The sequence below is a fragment of the Streptomyces sp. NRRL WC-3618 genome (genome assembly GCF_001280005.1).
Classification (GTDB): domain Bacteria; phylum Actinomycetota; class Actinomycetes; order Streptomycetales; family Streptomycetaceae; genus Streptomyces.
Map to the genome: position 1 here is coordinate 40126 of NZ_LGDW01000188.1, position 19511 is coordinate 59636.

Sequence of the window (19511 nt, forward strand, 5' to 3'; positions counted from 1 at the left end):
GCGTCGGTCCGTCGGATGGGGTGTGTGCGATTCATCAACCGAACTTGTTTCCACGGCTGTCCACATTGGCGAAGCTCTTTGCCGCCGACCGCTGGATCGTCCTCGACGATGTGCAGTTTGCCCGGCGCGACTACCAGCATCGAGCCCGTCTCGCCGCCTTGGACGATCCTGGTCGGCAGCAGTGGCTCACGCTCCCGACGCACCTTCCCCACGGGCGCGCGACGAGGATCAGCCAGGCTCGGCTCGTCGATCCCCGCCGCTCGCGACGGACAGTCGAACTGCTCATGCGCCAGTACTACGGCCACAGCCGCTACTGGGATGCCACGCGCGAGGTCCTGGACGCGGTCTTGTACATGATCGACACCACAGACCGCGTGGCCGACCTCACGAGAGCATCGACGATCGCCCTGCTCACCGCTCTTGGCTGGTCAGGAGAAGTGCTGGTCAGTAGTGAGATCCCGACCCGTCAAGGCCGGTCCGAGCGCCTTGCCGATCTCGCCGCAGCCACCAGCAGTACCCACTATCTGTGCGGCACCGGCGGGCTGCGCTACCTCGACGTTGATCCGTTTGATGCCCGCAGCATCCCTGTGCTGCCTTTCCGTACCCCTGGGGATGCGGACGATCCGCTCTGGCAGTGGGCACGGAGGAGCAGCAGCCTCTGGGCCTTGAGCAAGATCGGTCCCGGGGTGTTGGCGAACAGACTGGCTGTCCAACGAGAAGCCCGCTTCCTTGCAGCCCAGGCGTGACGAGGCTGAACAACTCGGACAAGAAACCCTTCCTGTGCGTCGCTGAGCACGGATACCCACTCGTCCGCCTGGCGCGCGTGCACCCGTGGATCCGTTCCTCGCAGCGCGAAGCGGCAGACTCCCGGTTGAGGTGGTGGCCGGGCGGGTCGGCGCACAAGCTGCCTACTACTGCACGAGAGCGTAGGACCGCCAGCGTTCTTGGACGTCGAGCAGTTCACGAAGTCAGGGCCACACAAGGCAGTACGGCTGATGCCCCGCCTCATGCCAACCGGTGGCTGAAATCCTGCCCCTCGTACAGCGACTGAGGGCGTGAGGGCGCCGACCTGGACTTTCTCGGGGAAACGGTGTTGACCTCGGAGAACACCTCTCGGTAGCTCTCGTCGGTCAACGCCGTTTCCCTTTCCCAGGCTCATGCGCCCCGGATATGCCCTCCGGGGCGCATGCCCGGCGTGGGCTCGTCATCGCCGGGCATCCGCACGTATCTCCGTGCCGGTCACGAAGCCGCAGTGGGATCCGGGTTGCCGTAGTAGGCGTCGGGGCCGTGTTTGCGGGTGTAGTGGCGGGCCAGGAGGTGAGGGGGCGGCGGGCTGGTGGGCGCCAGGGCCAGGGTGTTGAGGGCGATCTCGGCGACGGCTTCGCAGATGATCGCGTGTTCGAGGGATTTGCGGGCGCTGGAGCCCCAGGTGAAGGGGCCGTGGCTGGCGACGAGGGCGGCGGGGACCTCCGCCGCCCGCTGGTCGTCCTCCGCCAGCATGTCCACGATGACGCGGCCGGTGTTGTACTCGTAGTCCTTCGCGCACTGTTCGGCCGAGAGGTCGGGGGTGCACGGGATCGGGCCGTTGAACGTGTCCGCGTGGGTGGTGCCGAGGACAGGTATGTCACGGCGGGCCTGGGCGAACGCGACGGCGTGCGTGGAGTGCGTGTGGGTGACCCCGCCGACGGAGGGGAACGCCAGGTAGAGGCAGCGGTGGGTCTCCGTGTCGGTGGAGGGGCGCAGGTGACCGTCGACGACCGCGCCGTCGGACAGGCGCACCGTCACCAGGTCGTCGATGGTCAGGGCGTCGTAGGGGACGCCGGAGGGCTTGATGACGAAAACGCCCGCCTCCCGGTCGACTCCGCTCACGTTGCCCCAGGTCAGGGTCGCCAGGCCGACCTTGGGGATGGTGAGGTTGGCGTCCAGGACCTCTTCCCGCAGGCCGTCGCGGACTCGTGCGGTCATGAGGTCGTCTCCTTCTGCATACGGTTCATGGACGTCACAGGGCCTGGGCGAGCCGGTGGTAGGCGGCGTTCCAGCGGATTTCCTTGCCGAACTGCTCGGTCTTGGTGTTCTCGTCGATGGTGAGCAGTTCGACGCCGGCCATGGCCGCGTAGTCGGTCAGCGTCTCGGTGTCGACCGCCGAGCTGAGGACGGTGTGGTGCGGCGCGCCGGCGAGCAGCCAGCTCTCCGCCGACTCCGCCAGCGACGGGCGCGGCTTCCACACGGCGCGGGCCACCGGCAGACGGCGCAGCGGCTCGCTGGGGGCGACGACGTCGACGGCGTTGGCGGTCAGCCGGAAGCGGTCGCCGAGGTCGGAGAGGCCGACGACGACGGCGGGGCCCTCGGCCGCGCTGAAGACCAGGCGGACCGGGTCCTCACGGCCACCGATGGACAGCGGGTGGATCTCGCAGCTGGGGCGGTCGGCGGCGATCGAGGGGCAGACCTCGAGCATGTGGGCGCCCAGGACGAGCGGGGTGCCGGGGCCGAGGTGGTAGGTGTAGTCCTCCATGAAGCTGGTGCCGCCGGGGTTGCCCGCGCCCATGACCTTCATCGTGCGCAGCAGGGCGGACGTCTTCCAGTCGCCCTCGCCGCCGAAGCCGTAGCCGTCGGCCATCAGGCGCTGGACGGCGAGTCCGGGAAGCTGGCGCAGACCGCCGAGGTCCTCGAAGTTGGTGGTGAAGGCGGTGAAGCCGCCCTCGGTGAGGAAGGTGCGCAGGCCGATTTCGAGCCGGGCGGCGTAGCGGAGCGAGTCGTGCTGGTCGCCGCCGGGGCGCAGCGCGGGCACCACGTCGTACAACTCGACGTATTCGGCGGCGAGTTCGGCGGTCGCCTTGTCCTCGACCTCGTCGACGACGGCGACCAGGTCGTTCACGCCGTAGGTGTTGACGGAGTACCCGAACCGGATCTGCGCCTCGACCTTGTCGCCCTCGGTCACGGCGACGTCGCGCATGTTGTCGCCGAAGCGGGCGAGCCGCAGGGTGCGTGAGGCGTGGCGGGCGACGGCGGCGCGGGCCCAGGCGGTGACACGCTGTACGACCCGGGGGTCGGTGGCGTGACCGGCGACGACCTTGCGGTCGATGCCGATACGGGACTCGATGTGCCCGAACTCACGGTCGCCGTGGGCGGCCTGGTTCAGGTTCATGAAGTCCATGTCGATGGTCGGCCAGGGCAGCGACAGGTTGTACTGGGTGTGCAGGTGGAGCAACGGCCGGTCCAGGGCGCTGAGTCCGGCGATCCACATCTTGGCGGGCGAGAAGGTGTGCATCCAGACGATCACGCCGACGCAGACGTCGGAGGAGCTCGCCTCCTGGCACATACGGCGGATCGAGTCGGCGTCCTTCAGGACCGGCTTCCACACGATCTTGACCGGGATCTTCCCGGGGCTGCCGAGGATCTCGGCGATGCTCCTGGACTGGTCGGCCACCTGACGCAGGACGTCGTCGCCGTACAGGCCCTGGCTTCCGGTGAGGAACCAGATCTCCTGCTCGGGATAGGGGTGGGTGGCGTTGTTCTCCATGAGGTTCCTTTCGAAGGGGGTCGACCGGGGGCGCGGGGCGGTGCCGCTCAGGCGGATGCCTCGGCGCGGATGCGGCGCAGGCGGTGCATGACCTCGTTGGCGCCACGGCCGAAGTAGTCGTGCAGGAGCTGGTATTCGGCGTACAGACGGTCGTAGGCCGCGGCCCGCTCGGGGTCGGGCAGGTAGACGGCCGGACGTGCCTTGCCCATGGCCTGGGCGGCGGCGCGGATGTCCGCGTACGCTCCCGCCGCCACCGCCGCGTGCATCGCCGAGCCGAGGGCGGGACCCTGCGCCGAGTCGATGACGCCGAGGGGGAGTCGGGTGACGTCGGAGTAGATCTGCATCAGCAGCGCGTTCTTCGTGAGTCCGCCCGCGATGATCAGCTCTTCGACCGGGACGCCGGACTTCTGGAACGTCTCGATGATGGTGCGGGTGCCGAACGCGGTGGCCTCGAGGAGCGCCCGGTAGATGTCCTCGGGGCGGGTGGACAGGGTCTGTCCCACCACGACGCCGCTGAGGTCGTGGTCGACCAGGACGGAACGGTTGCCGCTGTGCCAGTCCAGGGCGATCAGGCCGTGCTCGCCGATCTCCTGCTCGGCCGCGAGGGCCGTCAGGTGCTCGTGCGCGTCCCGCCCGAGGGCGGCGGCTTCCTCGGCGTACGACGCGGGGAAGGAGGTACGGACGAACCAGCCGAAGATGTCGCCGACGCCGCTCTGCCCGGCCTCGTATCCCCACAGGCCCGGCAGGATGCCGCCCTCGACGACACCGCACATGCCCGGTACTTCGGCCCACTGGTCGGAGCTCATCACATGGCAGGTGGAGGTGCCCATGATGGCGACCATGCGGCCCGGCTCCACCGCGGTCGCCGCGGGTGCGGTCACATGGGCGTCGACGTTTCCGACGCACACGGCGATGCCTTCGGGAAGGCCGGTCCATTCCGCCGCCTCGGCGGTCAGCCCGCCGGCCAGATCGCCGAGCTGACCGATCGGGTGGTCCAGCTTGTCGGTCACGAACCCGGCGAAGCCGGGGTTGAGGGCGGCGAGGTACTCGGCGGAGGGGTAGCTGCCGTCCTGGTACTGGCCCTTGTATCCGGCGGTGCAGGCGTTGCGGACGTAGTTGCCGGACAGACGCCAGACGATCCAGTCGGCGGCCTCGATCCAGCGGTCGGTCAGCTCGTACAGCTCGGGGTCCTCCTCCAGCAGCTGGAGGCCCTTGGCGAACTCCCACTCCGAGGAGATCTTGCCGCCGTAGCGCTTCAGCCACGGCTCCTTGCGCGCCTCGGCGAGCTCCGTGATCCGGTCGGCCTGCGCCTGCGCGGCATGGTGACGCCACAGCTTGACGTAGGCGTGCGGCCGGCCGGCGAGGTCGGGGAGCTCGCACAGGGGCGTGCCGTCGGCGAGGACCGGCACCATCGTGCAGGCGGTGAAGTCCGTGCCGATGCCGACGACCTGCTCCGGTCGCACACCGGAACGGGCCAGCGCCTCGGGTACGGCGATACGCAGGACGTCGACGTAGTCCGAGGGCACCTGAAGCGCCCAGTCGGGCGGCAACGGGGTGCCGTCGGGAAGCGCCCGGTCCAGGACCGCATGCGTGTACGGGTGCTCGGCGGCGGCCACTTCGGTGCCGTCGGCGACCCGGACCACTACGGCCCGCCCGGACAGCGTCCCGTAGTCGACTCCGATGACGTAGGTGTCGGGCTGGGTGTCTTCGCTGTTCTCGGCGTTCACCACCGGACCGCCTTTCTGTTCGGTATTACGGTCGTTGTTCGACATGAGAAATGGTGGGGCGGAGGGAAGCCTCGGGGGTACGGATCCCGGCAGGGGCCGGCTCACGCGCCCGGACCCCTGCCGGAGCGTGCCATCAGCAGGTGAGCGGCGTGACGGTGAGCGGTGTGACGGTGATGCGGTCGACGCCGGGTGCGCAGGCGCGAGGTCCGCGCCGAGGCTCGCTCCGAAGGCGGCCGGAAGTCGGGGAACGACTCGCGCCAGTGGGCGATGCCCGGCAGGACGTCGAGAGCGACGGGACGACCGTCTGCGACATCTACGACAAGATCCGGTCGATGGTTGCGAAAGCCCTGACCGTCGACCCCGTCGACCCCGTCGAAGCCATCGAGACGCGTGACCCCGTCGAAGCCATCGAGACGCATGACGGCGTCGACCCCGTCGAGACGCATGACGGCGTCGGAACTTCGCAGTCTGTGCGGCGCTGCCAGACCTGTCGCCTTCATAGCGGTGCTCTCATTTCGGGGCTTCGACCGGTCAGCGTGCGAGGGCGGACCGCCACCGGCCTTGTTCGTAATGTCGAACTACGTTCGATACTTCGCTCAGCGACTGAAGGTATGGCCCTACCCGCCGGGCGTCAATATCTGTGCCGAAAAAGGCACTCCGTGCTGCCCAAACCTCCTGGTCGCAGACGCGGGCAGCGTTGTCGAGCGTGGCCGGAAGATCAGGTAAGGCTGCCGGAGGCCGGCGGATCCTGCAAGCCTTCCGCAAGCCAACCTGTTCCGGTCCTGCTGCCGCCCCTCCTGGCGCATGACAAAGGCGGGACCCGAAAGCCCCGCCCGCACCGAACGAAATCCCGGCTCAGGGCCACACAAGGCAGTACGGCTGATGCCCCGCCTCATGCAACCGATGGCTGAAGTCCTGCCACTCGTGCAGCAGTTGGTACACATTGAACGCGTCCCGAGGCCCGCCCCGGTCCGGCACCGTCGACCAGATGAACGCTGCCGCGCCCACCGCCTCCTCGCCTATGCCTCGTAGCGGGTCGACGACGGTCATCGGGAGTTTCACGACCGCGTAGTCGGGGTGCAGGACGACGAGTTCCAGCGGGGGCACCTTGTGGAGGGGGACACCCTCGATGCCGGTGAGGACCATCGCGGCCATCGTTTCGGGCTTGATCTTGGTGAACATGCCGTTCATGCCGAGCTCGTCGCCGCCGAGTTCCTCGGGGCGCATCGAGATCGGGACGCGGGCAGCCGTGGCGCCGTCCGGTGCGCCGAAGTATTTGTACGTCACCCCCACCCGACCACCATTCCCGCTCGCTGCCCGGAGTCGATCGACCCTCCGGTCGACGCTCTCGGGCACACCGTTCGATCCCGGGGCCTGCCCAGGACTCATACTGCCCTGCCCAGGACCCATGGTTCCCTGCCCGGGGCCCATGATTCCTTGACCCGGACCCATACTGCCCTGCCCGGGACCCAGCCCCTGGGCCTGGGCCTGCCGTGCCGCTTCTGCCGCTGCCGCTTCCTCCACGTCGCGTCGGTGCCTTCCCCGCCGGGCACGTCGAGGACCCAGGTCGTCAGTCCCCTCGCCCAGTCCGCCACCGCGATGCATATCTCCACCCGACTGCTGTTCTAGGACGCGCGAACCCCGTCGCGCAACCCGATCATCGTGTCAGTGACCTCCCCCACGTCCGCCCGCCGAAACGTGCGTTGAAACACCTGTCCGCAGGATCTTCGCAGCCCCTGAACACCATCGTCCGCCTATCGTCCGTATGTACGGCCCGATGAGCTGTGTGTCTCTGTGAGTCTCCGTGTGTGTTCGGTCCCAGTTTCGCAGACGGGTGGGGCCGACGCCCCGCCGTCCCGCCGCCTACCCTGAGGGGGTCACTGGCAGCAGGAGACCGAGAAGCCGGAGAAGTCGCAGGTCATGAGCGAAACGTCTAGCGGGGTAGCCAGCGGAATGGCGAGTGGGTTGCCCTATCCATACGAAGCACCCGTCTCGCAGGGCCTCTTCGACCGTGCGACGGGTGTCACACCCGGCGGCGTCAATTCGCCGGTGCGCGCTTTCCGTGCCGTGGGCGGTACGCCCCGGTTCATGGTGTCGGGGCGTGGTCCGTATCTCACCGACGCCGACGGGCGCGAGTACGTCGACCTGATCTGCTCCTGGGGTCCGATGATCCTCGGGCACTCCCGCCCGGAGGTCATCGCCGCCGTCCAGGACGCCGTCTCGCGCGGTACGTCCTTCGGCACGCCGGGGGAGGGCGAGGTCGCGCTCGCCGAGGAGATGGTCGCCCGTATCGACCCCCTCGAGCAGGTGCGGCTCGTGTCCAGCGGGACCGAGGCCACCATGTCGGCGATCCGGCTGGCCCGTGGGTTCACCCGGCGCGCCAAGGTGATCAAGTTCGCCGGGTGTTACCACGGTCACGTCGACTCGCTCCTCGCCGCCGCGGGGAGCGGACTGGCGACCTTCGCGCTGCCAGACACCCCGGGCGTCACCGGTGCCCAGGCCGGCGACACCATCGTGCTCCCCTACAACGACCTCGACGCCGTGCACGCCGCCTTCGCCGCGCACCCCGGCGAGATCGCCTGCCTGATCACCGAGGCCTCCCCGGGCAACATGGGCGTCGTACCGCCGCTGCCCGGGTTCAACCAGGGGCTCAAGGACGCCTGCGCCGCGAACGGCGCGCTGTATGTGTCCGACGAGGTCATGACCGGGTTCCGGACCAGTCGCAGTGGCTGGTACGGGATCGACGGCGTCCGGCCCGATCTCATGACCTTCGGGAAGGTCATGGGCGGTGGGTTCCCCGCCGCCGCCTTCGGGGGGCGCGCCGACGTCATGGCCCACCTCGCTCCCGCCGGGCCCGTCTACCAGGCCGGCACCCTCTCCGGTAACCCGATCGCCACCGCCGCCGGGCTCGCCCAGCTGCGGCTGCTCGACGAGGCCGCGTACGTCACCGTCGACGCCGTCTCCGCGCAGCTTCAGGGGCTGGTCGGCGAGGCGCTGAGCAAGGAGGGCGTCGCGCACACCGTGCAGAACGCGTCCAACATGTTCTCCGTGTTCTTCACCGACCAGCCGGTGCGCGACTACGAGGGCGCCAAGGCGCAGGAGTCGTTCCGCTTCACCGCGTTCTTCCACTCCATGCTGGCGAACGGCGTCTATCTGCCGCCGTCGTCGTTCGAGTCCTGGTTCGTCTCCACGGCGCACGACGAGCGGGCCATCCAGAAAATCGCCGACGCCCTTCCGGCGGCGGCCCGTGCGGCGGCGGAGGCCACGGCAGTATGAGCGACATCAACAGTGGGAAGAACGCCGACATCACCGTCGTACACCTCATGCGGCACGGTGAAGTCGCCAACCCCGAAGGGGTGTTGTACGGGCGGCTGGAGGGCTACCACCTCTCCGAGCTGGGCCTGCGGATGGCCGACCGGGTCGCCGAGCACCTCGCGCCGCGTGACGTGACGTACGTCTGCGCGTCCCCGCTGGAGCGGGCGCAGGAGACGGCGACGCCGATCGCCAAGGCGCACGGGCTCGATCTCGCCTCCGACGCGCGGCTCCTGGAGGCCGAGAACGTCTTCCAGGGGAAGACCTTCGGGGTCGGGGACGGGGCCCTGAAGCGGCCCGAGAACTGGAAGCACCTCGTCAACCCGTTCAAGCCGTCCTGGGGCGAGCCGTACGTCGACCAGGTCGTACGGATGATGGGGGCGCTGGACGCCGCCAAGGACGCCGCCCGTGGGCACGAGGCCGTGCTCGTCAGTCATCAGCTGCCGATCTGGATCGTGCGCAGCTATGTCGAGCGGCGCCGGCTCTGGCACGACCCCCGCAAGCGGCAGTGCACGCTCGCCTCCCTCACGACCTTCACCTACCGCGGCGACAAGATCGTGTCCGTCGGCTACACCGAGCCCGCGCGTGATCTGGTCCCGGCGCACCTCCTCGCCGGCGCCAAGCCGGTGAAGGGCAAGGACAAGGCCTTCGGGGCGTAATCCCTCATCCCTCATCCCTCATCCCCCATCTCTCATCCCTCAGCGCTCAGCGCTGCTTTTCAACCATCGCTTCGGAAATTTTCGACTTTTGCCCATCTAGTGACACGGTTGTTGCAATTGTTCCGAAGCCCAGAACACCATGGGGAACCTCCCTGTTCGTCGTGCCCTCTGAATGGGTGAGCACCAGCGAGTACGACGAATGGGGATCCCATGCACGGCAAGAACGGCGACGGCGTCGGTGGCTTCGGCCGGCGTGGTGCGCTCGGCCTCGGCCTCGGGGCCGCCGCCGCTCTCGGTACGGCCGGCTGCGGGTCCGTCCTGGGAGGCGATCCGAAGAGGGACAAGGGCTCCAAGGGTGCCAACGGGGACCGGTCTTCCGGCAAGCCGTCGCCCAAGGCCAGCCCCGCCGCCAAGCCCATCGGGGACGGCTCCACCTCGTACACCGGCAAGCAGCCCCACCAGCCGGACAAGCCCGTGCCGTTGGAGGCGGGCCAGACCCCGCCGCAGTTCGTGATCTTCTCCTGGGACGGGGCGGGAGAGGTGGGCAACGGCCTCTTCCCGCGCTTCCTGGAGCTGGCGAAGACACACGGCGCCCACATGACCTTCTTCCTCTCCGGGATCTACCTCCTCCCCGAGTCGCAGAAGCGCAAGTACCTCCCGCCGAACAACGCCCCCGGCGCCTCCGACATCGGCTACCTCAGCGACGACCACGTCAAGGCGACCCTCACCAACGTCCGGCAGGCCTGGCTCGACGGGCACGAGATAGGCACCCACTTCAACGGCCACTTCTGCTCCGGCTACGGCACGGTCGCCAACTGGACGCCCAAGCAGTGGAGCAGCGAGATAGAGCAGGCCAAGGGCTTCGTGAAGGAGTGGCGCACCAACACCGGGTGGACCGACCTGCCCGCGCTCCCCTTCGACTACGAGAAGGAGCTCATAGGCGGCCGTACGCCCTGTCTCCTCGGCCAGAACAACCTGCTGCCCACCGCCCGCGCCCTCGGCTGGCGCTACGACGCCTCCTCGCCCGGCGGCAGCCAGGTGTGGCCCACGAAGAAGGGGGGCGTCTGGGATCTGCCCCTCCAGGCGATGCCTTTCCCCGGCCACAAGTTCGAGGTCCTGTCGATGGACTACAACATCCTCGCCAACCAGTCGATCAACTCGACCAACGCGCCCGCCCACAACTACCCCGCGTGGCGCGAGCAGGCCACCAACTCCTACATCGCCGGTTTCCAGCGGGCGTACGAGACGAACCGCGCCCCCTTCTTCATAGGCAACCACTTCGAGCACTGGAACGGCGGCATATACATGGACGCCGTCGAGGCCGCGCTCAAGCACATCGCCCGGGAGAAGGAGAAGGGCGAGGACGTCCGGATGGTCTCCTTCCGTCAGTTCGTCGACTGGCTGGACGTGCAGAAGCCCGAGGTGCTGGAGAAGCTGCGGACCCTTGATGTCGGGCAGCAGCCGACGGGTGGCTGGAAGGGGTTCCTGGGAACGGGAGCGGGAGCGACAGCGACAGCGACAGCAGGAACGGGCGCGGGAAAGCCGGCGTGAGGCCGTGCCCGCGCCGCCGGCCCGGTCTCCCGGGCGGGCGCCGTCGTCCCGCCTAAAAGGCGTGGACGCGCTGAGTGGACCTTGGATAACCTCCTCGTCGCCGTAGCCCGGGCCGGCTGACCATGGCCCGTGCTTGCTCGCCTGCCTGGCAGGCCGAAGAGGGGAAAAAGCCATGAACAAGAGGAAGTTCACGTCGCTCGCCATGACGCCGCTGGTGCTCGCGGGCATCGCCGTCGCCGCGCCGATAGCGGGCGCGACCGCCGCCAGTGCCACGCCGAGCGGCTGTCAGGTGGGCAAGCCGGACGAGAACACGGGGACCGCGATCTGCCGACTCGGTACCGGCCAGGTGCGGGTCAAGGTCACGTGTGAGGACGGCATCACCGGCGACACCCATCTCGCGTTCGGCCCGTGGGTCGGCATCAACAGGACGTCGAAGGTGGCCTGCGGCGCGGCCCAGCGGTACTTCGTGAAGCTGGTCGACTACCAGACCCGCTGAGTCCAGGGCTCCGGCCCGCGTACCCCCCCCATAGCCGGTCCGCCAGGGCCTGTCCGACGTCGGCCCGACCCGCCGACCCGACCCGTCGGACAGGCCCTGGCGCACACTGCGACCGCATGTTCGACCTGCCCTGAAGTGCGCATTCCGCCCTAACCGGGGGGCCGAAAAGAATCCCAGAACGGGCATGCGAAACTTTTCACATGAGTGCCGCCCGCCGCGCCTCCCAGCGCCTGAATCGCACCCGAAGCCGCATCGCCCCTGCCCTCGCCGGGACTGCCGCTCTGGCCCTCTCCCTGGCCGCCTGCGGGTCCGGCGGCACGTCGGGGGGGTCGGGTGACGTCGGTTTCATCGCGGGCAAGGACGGCATCGCCACCGTCAAGGCGGGCGACCGGGTGCAGGCCCCCGACCTCTCGGGCCCGACTGTCGACGGCAAGCAGCTCGATGTCGCCGACTACAAAGGCAAGATCGTCGTCATCAACCTGTGGGGCTCCTGGTGTCCGCCGTGCCGCGCCGAAGCGGCCAACTTCGTCAAGGTCTCCAAGGACACCGCCGACCAGGGTGTGGTGTTCGTCGGCATCAACACCCGGGACACGGACACGAAGCAGGCGAAGGCGTTCGACAAGGAGTACGGGGTCCCGTATCCGAGTCTGTACGACCCCACGGGCAGGCTGATGCTCCGCTTCAAGAAGGGCACGCTCAACCCGCAGGCCATCCCCTCCACCCTCGTCCTCGACCGGCAGGGGAAGATCGCCGCCCGCGCGCTGGAGGCGCTCAGCGAGGACAACCTGCGCAAGATGATCGACCCCGTCCTCGCGGAGAAGTGACGTGAGCGGGATGTCCCAGGCGCCCGACCTTCTCACGCTGGCCGCCTCCTTCACCGAGCCCAACCAGACCGTGCGGAGCGGGGCCCTGGCACTGGCCCTGCCCATCGCCGTCCTCGGCGGGCTCGTCTCCTTCTTCTCGCCGTGCGTGCTGCCCCTCGTCCCCGGCTATCTGTCGTACGTCACCGGCGTCACCGGCACCGATCTCGGCGAGGCCCGCCGGGGCCGGATGGCCGCCGGGGCCTCGCTCTTCGTGCTCGGGTTCACCGCCGTGTTCGTGTCCACGGGGGCCCTGTTCGGGTTCTTCGGGCAGACGCTGCAGGAGCACCAGGGCACGCTGTCCAAGGTGCTCGGCGCCCTCATGATCCTCATGGGCGTGTTCTACATGGGCCTGATGCCCTGGCTCACCCAGCGCGAGTTCCGCTTCCACAAGAAGCCCGCCGCCGGGCTGGTCGGCGCCCCGCTCCTCGGCGCGCTGTTCGGCATCGGCTGGACGCCGTGCATCGGCCCGACCCTCGCCTCCGTCAACGGCCTCGCCTTCGAGCAGGCCAGCGCGGGGCGCGGCGCCCTGCTGACGGTCGCCTACTGCGTCGGCCTCGGGGTGCCCTTCGTGCTCGCCGCGGTCGCCTTCCGCAAGGCGCTCGGCGCGTTCGCCTGGGTCAAGCGCCACTATGTCTGGGTCATGCGCATCGGCGGCTCGATGATGATCCTCACCGGTGTGCTGATTCTTACCGGCGCGTGGGACCGTCTGGTGCAGGAGATGCAGACCTGGTCCAACGGCTTCACTGTGGGGATCTGACCGATGAGCAACAGCACCACCACCGGCGGCACCCCTGCCCCCGCTCCCCAGCACAACGACGAGCAGGACCTCGGCGCCGCCGCCTCCCAACTGTCCACCGCACCCCAGGAGGACGCGCCGAACCTGCCCGCCCTGGGTGTCATCGGCTGGGCCCGCTGGTTCTGGCGGCAGCTCACCTCGATGCGGGTCGCGCTGCTGCTGCTGTTCCTGCTGTCGCTCGGGGCGATCCCCGGCTCGCTGATCCCGCAGTCCGGGACGGACGACACCAAGGTCGCCGACTTCACGCGGCGGCACAGCTTCCTCGGGCCGCTCTACGACAAGCTCGGTCTGTTCCACGTGTACAGCTCGGTGTGGTTCTCGGCGATCTACATCCTGCTGTTCATCTCCCTCATCGGCTGCATCGTGCCCCGCACCTGGCAGTTCGTGGGCCAGCTGCGCGGCCGCCCGCCGGGCGCGCCCCGCCGTCTGACCCGGCTGCCCGCGTACACGACGTGGCGTACGGAGGCCGAGCCCGAGCAGATCCGCGAGGCGGCCCTCGTACTGCTGAAGAAGCGCCGCTTCCGGGCACATCTCGCCGGGGACGCGGTCGCCGCCGAGAAGGGCTATCTGCGTGAGGTCGGCAACCTCGCCTTCCACATCGCGCTCATCGTGATGCTGACCTCCTTCGCCTGGGGCCAGCTGTACAAGTCCGAGGGCAACAAGCTGACCCTCGAGGGCGACGGCTTCTCCAACACGCTCACCCAGTACGACGACTTCAAGTCCGGCGCCCTCTTCGACACCGACGACCTCGACCCCTTCAGCTTCACCCTGAAGGACTTCACGGGCACGTACGAGACGACAGGACCCAACCGCGGCACCCCGCGCACCTACCAGGCCGACCTCTCCTACAGCGTGGGCGCGTACGGCAAGCCCAAGAAGCGCACCATCAAGGTCAATGAGCCGCTGGTGGTCGGCGACTCGAAGGTCTACCTCACCGCGCACGGCTACGCGCCCGTCATCACCGTCCGCGACGGCAAGGGCGACGTCGTCTTCGACCAGCCCGTGGCTCTCCTCCCCCTCGACTCCAACGTCACCTCCTCCGGCGCCGTCAAGGTCATGGACGGCTACCGCAGCCCCCAGGGCGTCGCGGAACAGCTCGGCATCCAGGCGTTCTTCCTGCCCACGTACGTGCCGGGCAACGAGATCGCCTCGCAGTTCCCCGCACTGGAGAACCCGGTGCTGAACCTGGCGCCCTACTACGGCGATCTCGGGGTCAACGCGGGTATCCCGCAGAGCGTGTACCAGCTCGACAAGACCCACATGAAGGCGTTCAAGGACGCCAAGGGCAAGCAGGTGCGCGAGAACCTGAAGCCCGGGGAGACCATGAAGCTCCCGGGCGGCGCCGGCACGATCACCTACGCGGGCACCCGGGAGTGGGCCAACTTCCAGATCACCCGGCAGCCCGCCGCCGACTGGGCGCTCGGCGGCGCGATCGTCGCCATCTTCGGTCTCGCCGGCTCCCTGTTCATCCACCGCCGACGGGTGTGGGTGCGGGCGGTCAGGGGCGCCGACGGCGTCACCGTCGTCGAGATGGGCGGCCTCGGCCGCAGCGAGTCCGCCAAGGTGCCCGAGGAACTCGGAGTCCTCGCGGGAACCCTGTACGACCAGGCGCCGGGCGCACCCGACCCCGACGCCAGCACCTCCGACCCCGAACCCGACCCCGAACCCCGTGCCGTACCTGCTGAAGGGGCTGAGAAGTAAATGATGACTCTCGCCACCGCGACCAACGAGCACCTCGCGAGCATCAGCAACACGCTGATCTACTCCGCGATGGCCGTCTACACCCTGGCCTTCTTCACCTACATCGCCGAGTGGATCTTCGGCAGCCGCAGCAAGGTCAGCCGTACGGCCGCCGCGCTCACCGCGAAGCCGGCCGGGGCCGCCGGGGCGAAGACGCCGGAGGTGACCGTCAAGAACGCGGGCGGCACCGCCGTGATGGAGCGGCCAAAGGTCGTCGTACGGGCCGCCGCCGGCGCCCGGGACGTGCCGGACGGGCCCGGCGCCCACGGCGGGGACGAGCAGGGCGACCTCTACGGGCGTATCGCCGTGTCCCTCACCGTGGTCGCGTTCCTCGTGGAGTTCGCCGGGGTGCTGGCCCGCGCGCTGTCCGTGCAACGGGCGCCGTGGGGCAACATGTACGAGTTCAACCTCACCTTCTCCACCACCGCCGTGGCCGTGTACCTCGTCTTCCTCGCGCTGAAGAAGGACATCCGCTGGCTCGGCCTGCCCCTGGTCACGACGGTTCTCCTCGACCTCGGTCTCGCCGTCACGGTGCTCTACACCGCCAGTGACCAGCTGGTTCCCGCCCTGCACTCGTACTGGCTGTACATCCACGTCTCCACGGCGATCCTCTGCGGTGCCGTCTTCTACGTGGGCGCGGTCGCCACGATCCTGTACCTCTTCAAGGACTCGTACGAAAGCAAACTCGCGTCCGGCGGCAGGCCCGGCACCTTCGCGACCTCCGTCATGGAGCGGCTGCCCGCCTCGGCGTCCCTCGACAAGTTCTCGTACCGCGTCAACGCGGCCGTCTTCCCGCTGTGGACGTTCACGATCATCGCGGGCGCGATCTGGGCGGGCGACGCGTGGGGCCGCTACTGGGGCTGGGACCCCAAGGAGACCTGGGCGTTCATCACCTGGGTCGCCTACGCCACCTACCTGCACGCCCGTGCCACGGCCGGCTGGAAGGGCCGCAAGGCCGCGTACATCGCCCTGATCGCCTTCGCGTGCTTCCTCTTCAACTACTACGGCGTCAACATCTTCGTCACCGGCAAGCACTCGTACGCCGGCGTGTAATCCCCTTGGCAGGACGGCTACGACGGCGGCAGGCAGTCCTTCTCCGGGGGGCTGCCCGTCGGCCAGGCGATCTCGACGAAGCGGGCGTGCCGGTCGGGGGTCAGTTCCACGATCGGTACGGCCTTGTCGTACGGGTTGCCGTAGTTGTCGAGGCAGATCCAGCCGCTCGCGCCGTTCACCCGGCCCGACGAGCCCTTGATGAACGTCCACTCGTCACCGACGTCGGCCAGTGTCGGCGCGCTCTGACCACGCGGCGTGGCCTCGCGGATGCCCTCCACCGTGAGCCGCATCGCGTCGTACGCCACGATGAGCTGGCCGTCCTCCAGGTCGATGGCGCCGATCGGCGAGGGCCTGTCGCTCCTGCCGGTCCTGTTGCCCTGGGCAGCGGTCAGCAGTTCGTTCAGCTTCTGGGCGTCCGCCGCCGAACCCCCGGTCTTCGGGGGGTTCCTGAGCCAGGCGTCCGGGTGGGCGAGGGCGCTGTAGCGCACCGAGACGCCGTGCGTGAGGGCCTCGGGGTCGAGTTTCCTGTCACCGGTGAGGTACGAGGCGTCGTCCCCGGTGAGGACGGTGAACTCCCGCTGCTGGCAGCCTCGTTCGCCGAGTGCGTTGATGAACTGACGCAGCTGGGTGTGGCGTCCGGCGAACAGGATGGTGTTGACGCCGGGTGCGGTGTCGCACACCAGCTCCCTGATCTGGCGGAAGTCGTTGGCGGTGGTGCCCTCGTCGGTGCGGTTGGCGGGCGCGGTGAAAGGCCACGGCTGGTAGCGCGAGCCGGTCAGCAGCTTCTCGAACGACGCCTGGAGGGTGAGCGTGTACGGGTCGCCCGGATCGTCGTACACCAGCACCGCCTTGTCGGCCGCCACCTTGGCGAAGGAGGCGAGCGCGCGGGCCTCGTCGGTGTTGGTGGGGGCGGTACGGGCCAGCCCCGGGAAGGGTTTCAGGCCCCGCCGGTTGCCCTTTTGGCCGTTGGCGAGGCTGTCGGCGGTGATGGACGTGCCGACGACGGGGATACCGCGCCTGGTCAGCTCCCTCACCGCCAGGGTGTTCTCCTTCGTGCTCACCCCTATCCCGGTGACCGCGCGCAGCCGGTCCGAGGAGTTCGTCATCCGCTCCAGCTCGTCGACCGTGTGCTCCCAATAGGCCCCCGAACGGCCCGGGTTGGCCAGCACCAGCCGGATCGGCGGACCCTCGCCGTTCGCGTCGTGGTTCAGCATCCACTGGGCGAGATACGCGCCCTGGAGCTCGTGCAGCACATCCCCGAGGTTGTCCGCGTCGGACGCGGTGACCCCCTCGAACAGGGCGACGGTGACATAGTCGTCCCCGCCCCGCGTGACGGAGTCGTTCTCCCGGTCGATCGCCCTGATGGTGTCGGCGAGTTGCGGCCGGCCGAAGGAGTAGTCGGTCGTGGACACGCCCACGCACTCGTCACTGCCCGCCGGCCGCACGACCCCCGGCGCGCAGGCCCGGTCGTCGTGCGTGAGCGACCTGACCGCGAACCCGGTACCGGCCACCAGCGCCGCCAAGACCAGTAACGCCAGATAGCGGCGCAGGGGAATCGCCCACACCCCCTCGCGCAGCCATGCCCCGACGCCCCTGAACCCCGTACGAGCCATCACGCGCCTCCGTCGTTCCGGTTCGGGTCGTCGTCGGCGTCCTCATCGCCCGGGACGCGCAGCGGGCGGCCGGTCAGCGCCGCGTCGGGCCACTCCTGCGAGGCCTGCCACAGCAGCGCGTTGCTGGCGCGCGGATCGTTGGACAACTGCTCCAGCTCGAAGCGCAGCCGGCCGCAGAGTCTTCGGTCGGGCAGCACCAGTGGATCGGTCAACTGCCAGACGGCGTGCAGGAGTCGGCGTACCCGCAGATGCAGTACGGCGTCCACGTCGTCCGGCGGCCGTTGCTCGGCGTCGGTGTGGCCGAAGGCGATCCGGGCGCGCTGGTGGTCGCCGCCGACGAAGTCGTGGCCCTGGGCGTCGTGGGCGTGGAAGTAGGGCGCGGACGCCATGAACAGGAGGGTGCCGAGCCAGACGCGGGTGTCGAGGGTGTGGAAGGTGTCGCGCAGATGGGCGACCGCCGATCCGGTGTCACCGAGGGCGAGTTCGTGATGGAGGCGGTAGCGGGCCTTGGCCGGTTCGGGTCCCTCGTAGTGCCGGATGAGGGTCTCGTGGACGTCGCGCCACTTGCCGTGGTCGGCGTGCCGGTGGTGCAGGCGCAGCAGGAGCAGGGTGCGGACGAAGGGGTCACCGACGAACTGGCCCTCCACGACGGGCAGTCCCTCTGCCGCGAGCCGGGTCTCCAGTGCGCGGACGCTCGACGGCCCGAAATCGTCCGCGAGTTGGGAGGCGGCCAGGGCGCGGGCCGAGTCGTGGTCGTGGGCGGCGGCCAGCACGGTCAGCTCGTCGAGCCGGTCGGCGGGGACGAGCCGGTCGAGGAGCTCGCGGTAGGCGGGGCGGCCGTCGCGGTCCTCGTGCAGGGTGAGTTCGGCGGTGAGCAGGGCGCCGAAGGGCGCGGTGGGCGGCAGGCCGGGCAGGTTCTGCCGGGCGGACTCGGCGAGCAGGGCGATGCCCAGCGGGTTTCCGCACGTCAACCGGTGGGTGGCGGGCGGAAGTTGGGGCGGTACGGGGACCGCCGCACCCGTGCAGACCGCGTCGACGATGTGCAGCGTGTCGTCGGAGGACAGCGGCGGCAGTGACACCAGCAGGGCCCGCGAGGAGGCCGTGTCGCCCGGTGTCCAACGGGTGTGCTGGGCGGTCTCGCGCAGGTCCCGGCGTACCGCGTTGCGCAGCGGGGACCGGTCGCCGCTGCCGCGCACGGCGGCGATGAACACGACCTGGTCGGCGATGCCCTCGGCGCGGTCGCGCAGCACCTGCTCGATGAGTTCACGCCCCGGCGACCCCTGCGCGTTGTCGACCAGGACGAGCGGGCGGCCCAGGCGCTGGAGATGCGCCCGCATGCCGGCGTAGGCGTCGGTGAGGTCGGCGAGCAGGGCCCGTACGAGATAGCGCTCCGCGTGCTCGCGGGAGGTGCCGCCCGCCCTGAAGTGGTCGGAGAGCAGACGCAGGCCGAGCTCGGCGCGGTGACCGGCGTTCGGATACGTCCGGTACCAGGTGGACGCCCGGCGCTGCCGCGCCCCCGGCGTACGTTCCGTGATCGCCTCCATCGTGGCCTCGATGACCGCCGACACCAGCGGATCGTCGCTGATCGCCGCCGCGACCGCCTTCGCGGCCACCCGGCCCGCCCAGCGCGCGGCGAAGCCGCTGAACCACGAGGCGCTCTCGTTGAGCAGCAGCATCCGCTGGACCTCCCACCGGATGCGCTCGGTGTCGGCGTTGCCCCAGCCGCCGGCGGCCACCGCGATCAGGCCCGACATCAGCCGGGGGAAGGCGATCCGCCGGGCGCCGGTGACCGGCTCGGCGAGCTGCTCGGCGATCACCAGGAGGGCCTGCGCGAGCGGCGACCAGGCCTGCGCCGGGCGCGCTTCGGGCGACCCGTTGACGTGGGTGACCTGGGTGAACTGGGGGTCCTCGCAGTCGATCAGGGCGAGGGGGGTGTGCCCCTGGTAGGCGGCGCGCAGCTCACCGAGGACGGTGCTCTTGCCGAGCCCGCGCCCGGCGGTGAGCACCACGAACGGCAGCTCGCGCGGATGTTCGAGAGGGGTGGCGATGTGATGGTGCGGTCTCAGTCCGACGAGCCGGGGCGCGAGCCCCGGCGGATCGGTGTCGAAGAACGCCCCGCGTCCGTGCAGCCGTCTGAGCACCGCATCCCTCCCCCTGGCGCGGCCCACAAGTGCTGTATCA

The 19511-nt window shown here is 69.5% G+C and carries 16 protein-coding genes; 9 read left to right on the forward strand and 7 right to left on the reverse strand.

Annotated elements, in window-relative coordinates:
• The first annotated feature begins 20 nt into the window (after nucleotides 1-20).
• On the forward strand, nucleotides 21-746 hold the full coding sequence (locus ADL01_RS18830) for a WbqC family protein (protein ID WP_053743170.1): 726 nt from the start codon (nucleotides 21-23) through the stop codon (nucleotides 744-746).
• 493 nt (nucleotides 747-1239) lie between these two features.
• Here ADL01_RS18830 and araD read toward each other — a convergent pair whose 3' ends face one another.
• The 5 genes from araD to ADL01_RS18855 all read right to left on the reverse strand — a co-directional run bounded on the left by araD (nucleotide 1240) and on the right by ADL01_RS18855 (nucleotide 6540).
• A complete protein-coding gene (gene araD / locus ADL01_RS18835; protein WP_053743171.1) occupies nucleotides 1240-1965 on the reverse strand; it encodes an L-ribulose-5-phosphate 4-epimerase AraD in 726 nt (241 codons plus the stop codon).
• A gap of 34 nt (nucleotides 1966-1999) precedes the next feature.
• Nucleotides 2000-3520, reverse strand: coding sequence for an L-arabinose isomerase (gene araA, locus ADL01_RS18840; protein WP_053743172.1), 1521 nt, complete (start codon nucleotides 3518-3520; stop codon nucleotides 2000-2002).
• A gap of 47 nt (nucleotides 3521-3567) precedes the next feature.
• The gene (gene araB / locus ADL01_RS18845) at nucleotides 3568-5292 is read right to left on the reverse strand and encodes a ribulokinase (protein ID WP_234354710.1); all 1725 of its coding nucleotides are present in this window, start codon (nucleotides 5290-5292) and stop codon (nucleotides 3568-3570) included.
• Nucleotides 5293-5348: 56 nt separating this feature from the next.
• Nucleotides 5349-5693 (reverse strand): hypothetical protein, encoded by a 345-nt coding sequence (locus ADL01_RS18850; RefSeq protein ID WP_159049570.1) that lies wholly within the window; start codon nucleotides 5691-5693, stop codon nucleotides 5349-5351.
• 409 nt (nucleotides 5694-6102) lie between these two features.
• Nucleotides 6103-6540 carry a hypothetical protein gene (locus ADL01_RS18855; RefSeq protein ID WP_003974483.1) on the reverse strand — a complete coding sequence of 146 codons (438 nt, stop codon included), beginning with the start codon at nucleotides 6538-6540 and terminating at the stop codon, nucleotides 6103-6105.
• A 660-nt stretch (nucleotides 6541-7200) separates the two neighbouring features.
• Here ADL01_RS18855 and hemL point away from each other — a divergent pair.
• The 8 genes from hemL to ccsB all read left to right on the forward strand — a co-directional run bounded on the left by hemL (nucleotide 7201) and on the right by ccsB (nucleotide 15717).
• The gene (gene hemL, locus ADL01_RS18865) at nucleotides 7201-8523 is read left to right on the forward strand and encodes a glutamate-1-semialdehyde 2,1-aminomutase (protein WP_053743175.1); all 1323 of its coding nucleotides are present in this window, start codon (nucleotides 7201-7203) and stop codon (nucleotides 8521-8523) included.
• Nucleotides 8520-9218: a histidine phosphatase family protein gene (locus ADL01_RS18870; RefSeq protein WP_053743176.1), complete on the forward strand. Its 699-nt coding sequence runs from the start codon at nucleotides 8520-8522 to the stop codon at nucleotides 9216-9218. The genes hemL and ADL01_RS18870 overlap by 4 nt, the downstream gene beginning before the upstream one ends.
• 210 nt (nucleotides 9219-9428) lie before the next feature.
• Nucleotides 9429-10769, forward strand: coding sequence for a hypothetical protein (locus tag ADL01_RS18875; protein WP_053743177.1), 1341 nt, complete (start codon nucleotides 9429-9431; stop codon nucleotides 10767-10769).
• 172 nt (nucleotides 10770-10941) lie between these two features.
• Entirely contained in the window at nucleotides 10942-11265 is a 324-nt protein-coding gene (locus tag ADL01_RS18880; protein ID WP_053743178.1) for a hypothetical protein, read from the forward strand.
• Nucleotides 11266-11465: 200 nt separating this feature from the next.
• Nucleotides 11466-12089 carry a TlpA family protein disulfide reductase gene (locus ADL01_RS18885; protein WP_053743179.1) on the forward strand — a complete coding sequence of 208 codons (624 nt, stop codon included), beginning with the start codon at nucleotides 11466-11468 and terminating at the stop codon, nucleotides 12087-12089.
• A gap of 10 nt (nucleotides 12090-12099) precedes the next feature.
• Nucleotides 12100-12885 (forward strand): cytochrome c biogenesis CcdA family protein, encoded by a 786-nt coding sequence (locus ADL01_RS18890; RefSeq protein WP_053743213.1) that lies wholly within the window; start codon nucleotides 12100-12102, stop codon nucleotides 12883-12885.
• Between the two features lie 3 nt (nucleotides 12886-12888).
• Nucleotides 12889-14625, forward strand: a complete 1737-nt coding sequence (gene resB / locus ADL01_RS18895) for a cytochrome c biogenesis protein ResB (protein ID WP_053743180.1) — start codon at nucleotides 12889-12891, stop codon at nucleotides 14623-14625.
• A gap of 3 nt (nucleotides 14626-14628) precedes the next feature.
• Nucleotides 14629-15717 carry a c-type cytochrome biogenesis protein CcsB gene (gene ccsB, locus ADL01_RS18900; RefSeq protein ID WP_053743214.1) on the forward strand — a complete coding sequence of 363 codons (1089 nt, stop codon included), beginning with the start codon at nucleotides 14629-14631 and terminating at the stop codon, nucleotides 15715-15717.
• 17 nt (nucleotides 15718-15734) lie between these two features.
• Here ccsB and ADL01_RS18905 read toward each other — a convergent pair whose 3' ends face one another.
• The gene (locus tag ADL01_RS18905; RefSeq protein ID WP_053743181.1) at nucleotides 15735-17330 is read right to left on the reverse strand and encodes an ABC transporter substrate-binding protein; all 1596 of its coding nucleotides are present in this window, start codon (nucleotides 17328-17330) and stop codon (nucleotides 15735-15737) included.
• Nucleotides 17330-19471, reverse strand: a complete 2142-nt coding sequence (locus ADL01_RS18910; protein WP_053743182.1) for a hypothetical protein — start codon at nucleotides 19469-19471, stop codon at nucleotides 17330-17332. The genes ADL01_RS18905 and ADL01_RS18910 overlap by 1 nt, the downstream gene beginning before the upstream one ends.
• Nucleotides 19472-19511: the final 40 nt, after the last annotated feature.